Here is a 9,175-nt window from a genome sequence, read left to right as displayed (position 1 = left end):
TTTAAAAAAGCTAATTTAGTAAAATATATTCATAGTACTTTAAGTGAGGTCAATATGCCAAAAACTACAAAGAAAGTATCTGCGGCAAAAGCCGTAAAACAACACGTCAAAACGACGGAAAAAGATACTCCGGCTTTATCAGAAGTAAAACAGATTTATAAATTTATGCAGGATAACAATTTGGGCACCGTGGATTATGAAGAAAGCGGAACCCGCATCAGGCTTGTGCGCATGCCGCCGGCCCAAGTGGCGGTACCGGTAGCGGCAGGGGCTTCGGCCTCTTTGGAGCAGGAAGAAACTTCCGCCCGTCCGCAATATTCACAGACGATTAAATCCCCTCTTATGGGCATATTCTTCAGGGGTTCTTCCCCCTCCGCCCCTCCGTTTGTAAAAGAGGGAGAAAAAGTTAAAGCCGGCACCCCGATATGCCTCATTGAAGCCATGAAAGTTTTTAACGAAGTCAAAGCTTCAAACGACTGCGTAATCAAAAAAGTGTTGGTGGAAAACGGCCAGCCGGTAAAACCCGGGGACTTGCTTTTCGCCATAGAAAAAATCTAACGGGACGGACTTATGCCTTTTAAAGAAAATATTGATAATATTTCCGCGCGCGTTTACGACTTCCTTAAAGACAAGCCGGAAGTTACTTCTTGGCAGATAAAACTCTCGCTTAACATATCAAGCTCGGCCATGTATTTGGCTTTGGGCGCGCTTATGCAAAGCGGAAAAATCACGATAGAACCTGACGGTATTAACTATAAAATAGCTAAAACCCCTCAGCAAAACTAAGGGGCGCGCGTGGCTTACAGGACTATACACAAAAAATCTAAAAGCAAAAAACCCACCCGCAAACAAGCCGATGGACTGGGCCTGTTGGCGGTGTGGGTTTTTTCTTTGGCTTTTTGTATGTGGCTTACGTGGGTCCTATGGATAGGCGGGCAAAACGGCGCGGCCGGCAAAGCCGTGCATGACTGGCTTCTCGGCAGTTTCGGCCAGGCGTCAATGCTGCTGCCTTTGTTCTTGATGTACTGGCTTGCAAGAACAATAAAAAGCAAAAAAATGTCGGTGGTTACGTCGCTGGCGGGGTTTCTTTTCGCCATGGGCGGGCTTTGCAGCGCAATGCACTTTTTGGGAAGCCTCTTTGAGAAAAGTTCCGTTTCGGGCGGGGCTTTTGGCAAAGCCGTTTTTACTTCGATAGCTTCTGTCGCGGGCGGGGCCGGCGCGCTGATAGCGGCTTTGGCTTTCGTCTTTATAGGTTTGCATATTCTTTTTGCAATACCTTGGCTTGCCACTTTAAGAAAAACGAAAGAACTTTTAAGCGAAGATTTCAACTCCTGGATGCAGGCGCGCGCGGAGTTTAAAGAAAAAATAGAACAGGCTAAAGAGGAAGAAAAACAAAACCAGCCCAGACGCGTGGTTGAAGAAGCCCCCTCCGAAACAACAGACGAAGAAAAACCGAAACTCCCCCCCAAAATAAGCCGCCCTGTGGCGGAAATGGTAAAAATGCCTCCCAGAGAAAACCGTCCTTTGCCGCATATGGCGGAAGATAAAGCGGGCGAACATAAAGATAAGAAGCCGGCAGGGGAATTTATTTTGCCCCCGCTTGATTTGCTTAAGGAACCGGCTTCAACGAATATAATCGGCCCTACGGACGAGGAAATAGCCGCCGCCACCAAAAGGCTGGAAGATACTCTTAAAAGTTTTGATATAGCCGCTTCCGTAACCGGCGTGGCCCCAGGCCCGGTGGTAACGAGATACGAAATCAAACCGGAACCGGGCGTAAAAATAAGCTCAATAGTGTCAATTTCCAACGATATCGCTTTGGCTATGAAAGCGCGCGGTATACGCGTGGAAGCCCCGATACCCGGCAAAGACGCCATAGGCTTTGAAATCCCCAATGATAAGCCCGTCATGGTGACCATGCGCGAAATTTTGCAGGACGCAAGCTTTGTAAACTCAAAATATAAAACCGCCGTCGCGCTGGGCAGATACGCCGACGGTCTTCCGGCCACTTCCGTGCTGGAAAAAATGCCGCACCTATTAATAGCCGGCGCAACCAACAGCGGCAAAAGCATTTGCGTGCATTCAATAATAATTTCCCTGCTTTACAGGGCCAAACCCGACGAGATAAAATTCCTCTTGGTTGACCCGAAACGCGTTGAACTTACTTTGTATGAAGGCATCCCGCACCTTTATGACCCCAAGACCGACTGCGAAGACGTCAGCGTGGTTAAAGACGCCAACGGCGCAGTAAAATCTTTGCAGGCTCTTGTAAAGGTTATGGAAAAACGCATGAAGATTTTTGAGTTGGCGAAAGTCAAAAATATAGAAGGCTATAACGCTTGGGCCGAAAAAAATAACGAAGAAAAAGCTTTTTACATCGTAGTGATAATAGACGAAATGGCCGACCTTATGCTTCAAACCAAAGCCGCGATAGAAGATTCCGTACAAAGGCTTACGCAGATGGGCCGCGCGTTGGGCATTCATCTTATTTTGTGTACGCAAAGGCCTTCCACGAACGTCATTACCGGCGTAATCAAAGCGAATTTGCCTTCCAGAATAGCTTTACAGGTAACGTCAAAAATAGATTCCCGCGTTGTGCTTGACGCCAACGGCGCGGATGCTTTGCTGGGCAAGGGCGATATGCTCTATTTGGGCATTTCCGACCCGAAGCCCAACCGCATACAGGGCTGTTATATTTCCGAAGAGGAAATAACCAAAGTGGCGGACTTCTTAAGAGCGCAGGGCGGCCCGGACTACCCCGTTCAGGTTCAGCCCGAACAAAACGCTCCCGGCGGCAGGCCCGGAGAAGGCTTGGGCACTTCCCCGGAAGAGCTTTTATCCGCGCTCAACCTTATAAAGACAAGACGCAGAGTTTCCCAAGATTTGCTTAAGGCCAATTTCGGCTCCAGCGCGCGCGCGACAAATATTTTGAGCGTACTTGAAATGAAAGGCTTTATAACCAAGCCGGAAGGCTCAAACCGCTGGGAAATTCATTTTGACGCCATTGACGCGCAAATTGAAGAACTGCAAAAAATGCAATCCGGCAAAACTCAATATGATACGGTGTACAAATGAAATTAAATCTAATTTTAACGATTTTGCTTTTCTCTTCCGCCGCGCTTTTTGCGCAGGAGCCGGCCAAAGTTCAGCCGAAACAAACGGATAAAACGGCAAAGGCCGACGTAAAAAAAGAAGTCTGCGACAGCCAAATAACGGCCCGTCAGGCTTTGGACGGCCTTATAGCATGGGACGCTAAACTTAAAACTCTGCAGGCTGATTTTATCCAGCAAACGGATTTCGAGGGTACGCCCATATCGTCATCGCAAGGCACGATATACAAACAAAACAACAATATACGTTTGGACACTTTTGAAGAAGGAACTTTGGCGCAAAGCGCGGTTACCGATAAGAAAATTATAAAAATTAAAGACGGCAAAGGCTCTTTAATTACTTCTCTGCCATGGGATCAGTGGCGGGAAGGCCAAACCAACAAGGCTTTGTTTGACTTCGGCAATTACGGGAAGGTAGTAAAAGAACACAAACTGAAAAGTTTTGACTGCGACGGGCAATTTTACAAGTTGGTTTTGCTTCCCTTAAAAGAAGGGCCGGAAAGCTATGAACTTTCTTTTAAGTTGCTTGCGAAAGATTTTTTTATAGAAGAAATATCGCTTGCGAACCAAGGTGTCAGAACAAAAACGACGCTCAAAAACGTCAAGAAAAATATAAAATTTAAAGAGAGCATATTCAAATGAAACTTAAAATGACGCTTGCCAATAAAATAACTTTGATAAGGGCCGCCATGGCTATAGTTATGTTTTTGCTTATGGTGGCGGAAAACAAATGGGCGGTTATAGCCTCCTCATTGCTGTTCGGCGTCGCCGCCAGCACAGACTGGATCGACGGGCGCATAGCCAGAAGCACAAATACGGCAACGCCTTTCGGCGCGATTGTGGATCCCTTCGTGGATAAAGTGCTGGTAGGGGCGGCTTTCTTCGCTTTTACCGAGCTTTCCATAATCAATGTGCCGGTATGGGCCGTATTTATAATAATTTTAAGGGAACTTATGGTTTCCACCTTAAGAGTTTTGGCCGCTCTGGATAATTACGTAATGGCGGCGGAACGCTGGGGCAAATTTAAAACCACGGTTCAGCTTATAGCTTTAGGGCTTATATTTTTTATCGTAGACGTAAAATTATTGCTCCCGATAACAGGCGGCGGCTTAAAGACCGCGCTGACGTTTTTGGATAATCTGCTGGGCTGCCTGCCTTACAGTATAACCGTGATAACGGCTGTTGTAACGGCTTTAAGCGGAGTTTCTTATTTAAGAAACAACTGGAATATGCTTAAAAGATCCTGGAGCCTGCCCGTAAATGACTAATTTTTGGTTAAAATTTTTCGCCACGGGCGCATTTATCAGCTACATACCCACGGCCATTTTAAGAAATAAAAAAAACAGCGGCGCAGGCCTTCTTGGCACTTTTGAGGCTTTCGTACTTTTCCTGTTTTTTATGCCCGGCGACAGGCTTTATCAGGCGATGACGACTTTGGGCGTCATATTGCTGGCGGTTTACGTTTCCGACAAAGTAAAATTTAAAGACGACAAAAAAGACAATCCCAAAATCGTAATAGACGAAATAGCCGGTTATTTTACCGCAATGTTCTTTTTGCCGCACGACTTTTTGGTTATGGTTTTGGCTTTTGTGCTTTTCAGGGTGTTTGATACGACGAAACTCGCCTTTATAAAAAAGGCTGAAAATTTTGGGCAGAACCTCCCGGAAAAGACAAAAAACAAGTTTTACGTTAACGGCGCGGCCGTGGTTTTGGACGACGTACTGGCGGGCGTTATATCAAATTTGATAATATGGTGTTTAATATATCTTAAGTTAATATAAAGAGGTTTATTTTATGGAATTTTCAAGCATGGGCAGCATGAAGGAACTTATAAAAGCCGGAGGGCCGGTATTGTTCCTTTTGGTAGGTTTGTCAATTTATTCTATATCTGTAATGATAGACAGATTTCTTAAGTACAGAAGCAATATAAACAAGTCAAGAAGACTTATGGAGTACGTGCGCTATCAGCTGCCGGCAAGGAACTTCAACAAAATTACCGACGCCTGCCGCAAGAACGGATATTCCAATACCGCCGCGGCCAAGCTGGTGATTAATTTGCTTAAATCGGATAAAACCGACATAGCCGATTTAAACGATTTGGCCGATTCCATAATAAATTGGGAAACGGCTCAGCTTTCCCGCAAACTTTCCGTATTGGCTACTTTAGCCAGCACGACGCCGTTTATAGGCCTCTTCGGGACGGTTTTGGGCGTTATGAGGGCTTTTGCCGATTTATCTTCCATAAGCGGAGCTTCCGCCGGGCCCTCCGTTGTGGCAAAAGGCATAGCTGAAGCCTTGGTAAATACGGCGGCTGGGCTTTTCGTCGCGGTGCCGGCCTTAATCGCATACAACTACTTTTTAAGCAAAGTAAACTTTTTTGCGCAGAATATGCAATATTTGGCGCAGGAAGTAATTTCCGCCAAGCTTTATAAAGAACCGCAGCGCCCGGAAAACACCTTCGCCGCGGTGGAAGATCTTATATCGGCGGGCAAATTATGAAAAACCGCATGCAGACCCGCGGCATAATGGGCGAAATCAATATGGTGCCTTTTATAGACATCACTTTGATTTTGCTGATAATTTTTATGGTAATGACGCCTTTTATAGTGCAGTCGCAAATCAGCGTGGATTTGCCGTCCTCTACGGCCGTCAACACCATTACGGAAGATAATGTCATCCGCGTGGAAATAACCAAAAAAGGGCAGATAAAAGTTATGGATAAGGAAATCCCTTTATCCGGATTGCAGGAAGAACTTACCCTGCTTTTGGGCCGCGCGCATGAAAAAACGATTCTCGTTCAAGCCGATAAAGAAGTGCCCGTACAGCAAGTCGTAACCGTATTTGACACGGCGAAAAAGCTCGGCGCGGCGAAGCTCGGAATAGGCGTCGTGGAAACCAGATAAAGAAACTTTTTAAGGTTTAAATTTTTTATGAATTTATCACTAGTATATTCAGCGGCTTTGCATTTTTTGGTCTTCCTAGTCATGTTTGCCATGATGCAGGGCGCACCGGCCAAAAAAGTTAAAGCCGTATATACGATAGATTTCATAGGTTCGGCTTCCCAGCCTTTAAGATACGGCGCACAGGAAGAGAAACCCGCACCTGCCCCCGCGCCGGAACCGAAAGCCGAAGAGGAAATAAAAGCCCCCCCGGCCCCACAAGCTCCTTCGGAAATACAAGAACCTAAAAAAGAAGAGCCTAAAAAACCGGCTAAAAAGGAATATAATTCCAAAGAGCAGATTTCAAAAAAACCTAAAAAAAACAATAAAACAACCGCTAAAAAAGAAGAGCCCAAACCACAGCCTAAAGCCGAAGAGGAAAAAAAGGTTACCCTTTCCAAGCCAAGCATTTTGGGCGAAGTCGAATCCACCAATATAGATCCGGCCACTTTGCATAATCTTACGCCCGGCGGCGGGGAAGACGGCCCCAAAGCCGTAAGGGCCAGCTTTACAAACTTTCCTTACCCGTGGTATATAACGCAAGTACGTAATTCCCTTTGGGAACAATGGCAGAAACGTATGCCCAAAAAGAGCGCGGGGCTTTCCACTTTGGTGTCTTTCAATATTGATAAGTACGGGGCGGTTTACAGCGTACAGATAGAAAAAAGTTCCGGCAACGATTCTTATGACTACGCGGCGACTTCCGCGGCAGAAAATTCCGCACCTTATCCGCCTCTGCCGAAGGACTTCCCTAAAAATTTGCTTACGGTTACCGTAGAATTTAAGAATGAGGAGTAATTTATGTTGATAATATGGCGTTTTATTTTGCTTGTACTTGTTTTTTTGGCGGCTTTGATTTGCTTTCCGGATTATCCGAACACAACGCCGATAACGATATTCATAATGTTTATCGTTTCTTTCATATCGGTGCTTGTTTTGACGTTTATATTCTCGCTGCTGTTCTTGGGCAGATCTCACGTTTTTAACTGCATATTTGATTTGACTATCATCTTGGTTGTGGGATACTTCCTTTTAAATATAATGCCTCAAACCGACGGCGTTTCCCCCTACGATAAAATCATGAGCGGGAAATACCCCGACGAAAAGCAAATTGAGCGCGGTTTTAAGAAGCTGGATTTCACTTCCAACGGAATTAAAGAAGACATCAAAAAAACCACGGAAGATCTTAACCGCGGCATAGGCGAAATACAGAAAGTAATCAGCAAAGAGGTGCAAAACTAATGAAAACGGCCGTAATAACAGGCGGAAAAGGTTTTGTAGGAGGGAGGCTCTCCGCCCTCTTGCTTAAAGAGGGTTACCGCGTTAAACTATTAACAAGGGGACGCGGCGGCAAAACCGATAACCCGATGCTTGAAAGCGTCGGCGTAGATTACAGCGACATAAAAGATTTAAAAGCCGCCCTTAAAGGTGCGGACTGCGTATTTCACTTGGCGGCGGCTATATTCGCGTTTAACAAAGAAGAATTTTATAAAGCCAATGTGGAAGTAACAAAAAATCTGTGCGAGGCCGCCGCACAAACGCCGGGGATAGAAAGCTTTGTTTATTTATCAAGCCAAGCCGCGGCGGGGCCCAGCGAATATAAAAACAACCCGATAGACGAACGCGCCGTACCCGCGCCGGTTTCCGACTACGGCGAAACCAAACTTGAAGCGGAAAAATACGTAATGCAATTGCCGCAAACCATGCGTAAAACCGTTTTGAGAGCCCCCGTCGTATACGGTAAAAACGATTCGGGCGTATCAAAAATAGCGGCCTGGGTGGCAAGAGGAATAATGGTAAATCCCTCCTCTTCGGAAATGTTCTTTAACTTTATTTACGTGGAAGATTTGGTGTCGGCTTTATATAAAGCTTCCCTGCTGCAAGAAGCGGACGGGCAGACTTTCTTCGTTTGCGAGCCCGCCGGATACAGCTGGAAATACTTTATAAACTCAATGGCGGACGCCATGGGCAAACCGCGGCCTCTTATGTTCAATATGCCGTATTTCCTACTGGAAGCGGCGGCTTTTGTCTATGAAAGCGCGGCCCGTGTCTTTTCCATAACGCCGGCTTTGAATTATGACAAAATAAAAGAAGCCGCCATAAAAGGACATTGGGTTTGCAGCTCTCAGAAATGGGTCTCCTTAACGGGGCAGCAGTTTACCCCCCTTGCGGAAGGCCTTAAAAAGAGTTTCCAATGACAAAAAAACAAAATTACGCAGGAGCGGACGTTTTCTTTTCCGCGAAATATATTTTCGCACAGATAATTACTTTGATTATTTTCTTCCTCGGGTTTAAGTGGACGCTTTTCGGCTTATACTGGATACCGCCCCTCTTGAACCCGGTGCTTTATATCTGCGTGGTTTTGTTTTGGCTTTATTACAATTTTTTATGGATAAGGACGGCTCTTTACCTGCCAAGCACATATTTGGCGGTAAGAAGCGTATATGACGATTTAGGCGTAAAATTAGGCGTTTTTAAATGCTTTTACATCGCATTGTGCAAATTGAACCGCGCAAGAAAAGCGGAAGTCAAAATGCGCAGAGAAACAAAATTTATCCGCATGGCCGCCCTGAGCTTCGTCAAAGCGGGAATATTGGTTAATATGAGTCGCTTTGACGCCAAGGAACTTTCAAAAGCTATATTTATCCACTCTAAAAAACAGGTTATAGACATATTCAAATTCGTTCTGCCTTATTTCGCGCCGACCTTCGCAATACTTTTAATTTTAACGCCGCTGACGGTGTTTTTATCTTCGCACAATTACAGATACCTTATAGAACATCTTACGGGCGCGCCGGTATTGATTTCTTTTTGGGTTTATATAATCATACTTCCCTTTAAATTTATTTGGGTGTTTATGACGCTTTCCTCGCTGGCGGCGAATATAATCTCCCCCCTGCTGACTTTGCCTTTAAGCAAAATGTTCGCCCAATACGTTAAGGATAATAACGTCACGCTGAATTTGGGGAAAAAGCACCGTCTTCCGTTTGAAGGCTTAGCGTCGCTTTTTATGATTTTGACCGCTTTGGCGTTTTATATTTCTATTTTCTTAAATATTTTGTTATAATTAATATATCCGTTAGAAATCGCGGCGTTTAAAGCGCGGTTGAGGATAAATGGAGAGG

General features: G+C 45.3%; 12 protein-coding genes. All 12 read left to right on the top strand.

Annotation, left to right across the window (positions count from 1 at the left end; all coding sequences use genetic code 11):
• The first annotated feature begins 54 nt into the window (after nucleotides 1-54).
• The 12 genes from ACQY26_RS03440 to ACQY26_RS03385 are packed head-to-tail and all read left to right on the top strand — an operon-like array spanning nucleotide 55 to nucleotide 9,117.
• Nucleotides 55-558, top strand: a complete 504-nt coding sequence (locus tag ACQY26_RS03440) for an acetyl-CoA carboxylase biotin carboxyl carrier protein (protein WP_428047701.1) — start codon at nucleotides 55-57, stop codon at nucleotides 556-558.
• Nucleotides 559-570: 12 nt separating this feature from the next.
• Nucleotides 571-786, top strand: a complete 216-nt coding sequence (locus ACQY26_RS03435; RefSeq protein WP_428047699.1) for a hypothetical protein — start codon at nucleotides 571-573, stop codon at nucleotides 784-786.
• A gap of 9 nt (nucleotides 787-795) precedes the next feature.
• On the top strand, nucleotides 796-3,075 hold the full coding sequence (locus ACQY26_RS03430; protein ID WP_428047698.1) for a DNA translocase FtsK 4TM domain-containing protein: 2,280 nt from the start codon (nucleotides 796-798) through the stop codon (nucleotides 3,073-3,075).
• Entirely contained in the window at nucleotides 3,072-3,752 is a 681-nt protein-coding gene (locus ACQY26_RS03425) for a LolA family protein (protein ID WP_428047697.1), read from the top strand. The genes ACQY26_RS03430 and ACQY26_RS03425 overlap by 4 nt, the downstream gene beginning before the upstream one ends.
• Nucleotides 3,749-4,378: a CDP-diacylglycerol--glycerol-3-phosphate 3-phosphatidyltransferase gene (gene pgsA, locus ACQY26_RS03420; RefSeq protein ID WP_428047696.1), complete on the top strand. Its 630-nt coding sequence runs from the start codon at nucleotides 3,749-3,751 to the stop codon at nucleotides 4,376-4,378. Before ACQY26_RS03425 ends, pgsA begins: the two co-directional genes overlap by 4 nt.
• Nucleotides 4,371-4,892: a phosphatidylglycerophosphatase A family protein gene (locus ACQY26_RS03415; protein ID WP_428047695.1), complete on the top strand. Its 522-nt coding sequence runs from the start codon at nucleotides 4,371-4,373 to the stop codon at nucleotides 4,890-4,892. Before pgsA ends, ACQY26_RS03415 begins: the two co-directional genes overlap by 8 nt.
• Before the next feature lie 13 nt (nucleotides 4,893-4,905).
• Nucleotides 4,906-5,610 (top strand): MotA/TolQ/ExbB proton channel family protein, encoded by a 705-nt coding sequence (locus ACQY26_RS03410; protein ID WP_428047694.1) that lies wholly within the window; start codon nucleotides 4,906-4,908, stop codon nucleotides 5,608-5,610.
• On the top strand, nucleotides 5,607-6,014 hold the full coding sequence (locus tag ACQY26_RS03405; protein ID WP_428047693.1) for an ExbD/TolR family protein: 408 nt from the start codon (nucleotides 5,607-5,609) through the stop codon (nucleotides 6,012-6,014). Before ACQY26_RS03410 ends, ACQY26_RS03405 begins: the two co-directional genes overlap by 4 nt.
• A 27-nt stretch (nucleotides 6,015-6,041) precedes the next feature.
• Nucleotides 6,042-6,848, top strand: coding sequence for an energy transducer TonB (locus ACQY26_RS03400; protein ID WP_428047692.1), 807 nt, complete (start codon nucleotides 6,042-6,044; stop codon nucleotides 6,846-6,848).
• A gap of 3 nt (nucleotides 6,849-6,851) precedes the next feature.
• Nucleotides 6,852-7,292: a hypothetical protein gene (locus tag ACQY26_RS03395; RefSeq protein ID WP_428047691.1), complete on the top strand. Its 441-nt coding sequence runs from the start codon at nucleotides 6,852-6,854 to the stop codon at nucleotides 7,290-7,292.
• Nucleotides 7,292-8,248: an NAD-dependent epimerase/dehydratase family protein gene (locus ACQY26_RS03390; protein WP_428047690.1), complete on the top strand. Its 957-nt coding sequence runs from the start codon at nucleotides 7,292-7,294 to the stop codon at nucleotides 8,246-8,248. Before ACQY26_RS03395 ends, ACQY26_RS03390 begins: the two co-directional genes overlap by 1 nt.
• Entirely contained in the window at nucleotides 8,245-9,117 is an 873-nt protein-coding gene (locus ACQY26_RS03385; protein ID WP_428047689.1) for a hypothetical protein, read from the top strand. Before ACQY26_RS03390 ends, ACQY26_RS03385 begins: the two co-directional genes overlap by 4 nt.
• Nucleotides 9,118-9,175: the final 58 nt, after the last annotated feature.

It is taken from the genome of Candidatus Proelusimicrobium excrementi (assembly GCF_937881865.1).
Classification (GTDB): Bacteria; Elusimicrobiota; Elusimicrobia; order Elusimicrobiales; family Elusimicrobiaceae; genus Proelusimicrobium; species Proelusimicrobium excrementi.
The sequence above is the reverse complement of the archived record's forward strand: the minus strand, read 5'-3'. Positions and strand labels throughout refer to the sequence as shown.

What these genes read in the sequence shown, in the direction of transcription:
- ACQY26_RS03440 (WP_428047701.1), top strand. Translation starts at nt 55, where the DNA reads ATGCCAAAAACTACAAAGAAAGTATCTGCGGCAAAAGCCGTAAAACAA.
- ACQY26_RS03435 (WP_428047699.1), top strand. Translation starts at nt 571, where the DNA reads ATGCCTTTTAAAGAAAATATTGATAATATTTCCGCGCGCGTTTACGAC.
- ACQY26_RS03425 (WP_428047697.1), top strand. Translation starts at nt 3,072, where the DNA reads ATGAAATTAAATCTAATTTTAACGATTTTGCTTTTCTCTTCCGCCGCG.
- pgsA (WP_428047696.1), top strand. Translation starts at nt 3,749, where the DNA reads ATGAAACTTAAAATGACGCTTGCCAATAAAATAACTTTGATAAGGGCC.
- ACQY26_RS03415 (WP_428047695.1), top strand. Translation starts at nt 4,371, where the DNA reads ATGACTAATTTTTGGTTAAAATTTTTCGCCACGGGCGCATTTATCAGC.
- ACQY26_RS03410 (WP_428047694.1), top strand. Translation starts at nt 4,906, where the DNA reads ATGGAATTTTCAAGCATGGGCAGCATGAAGGAACTTATAAAAGCCGGA.
- ACQY26_RS03405 (WP_428047693.1), top strand. Translation starts at nt 5,607, where the DNA reads ATGAAAAACCGCATGCAGACCCGCGGCATAATGGGCGAAATCAATATG.
- ACQY26_RS03400 (WP_428047692.1), top strand. Translation starts at nt 6,042, where the DNA reads ATGAATTTATCACTAGTATATTCAGCGGCTTTGCATTTTTTGGTCTTC.
- ACQY26_RS03395 (WP_428047691.1), top strand. Translation starts at nt 6,852, where the DNA reads ATGTTGATAATATGGCGTTTTATTTTGCTTGTACTTGTTTTTTTGGCG.
- ACQY26_RS03390 (WP_428047690.1), top strand. Translation starts at nt 7,292, where the DNA reads ATGAAAACGGCCGTAATAACAGGCGGAAAAGGTTTTGTAGGAGGGAGG.
- ACQY26_RS03385 (WP_428047689.1), top strand. Translation starts at nt 8,245, where the DNA reads ATGACAAAAAAACAAAATTACGCAGGAGCGGACGTTTTCTTTTCCGCG.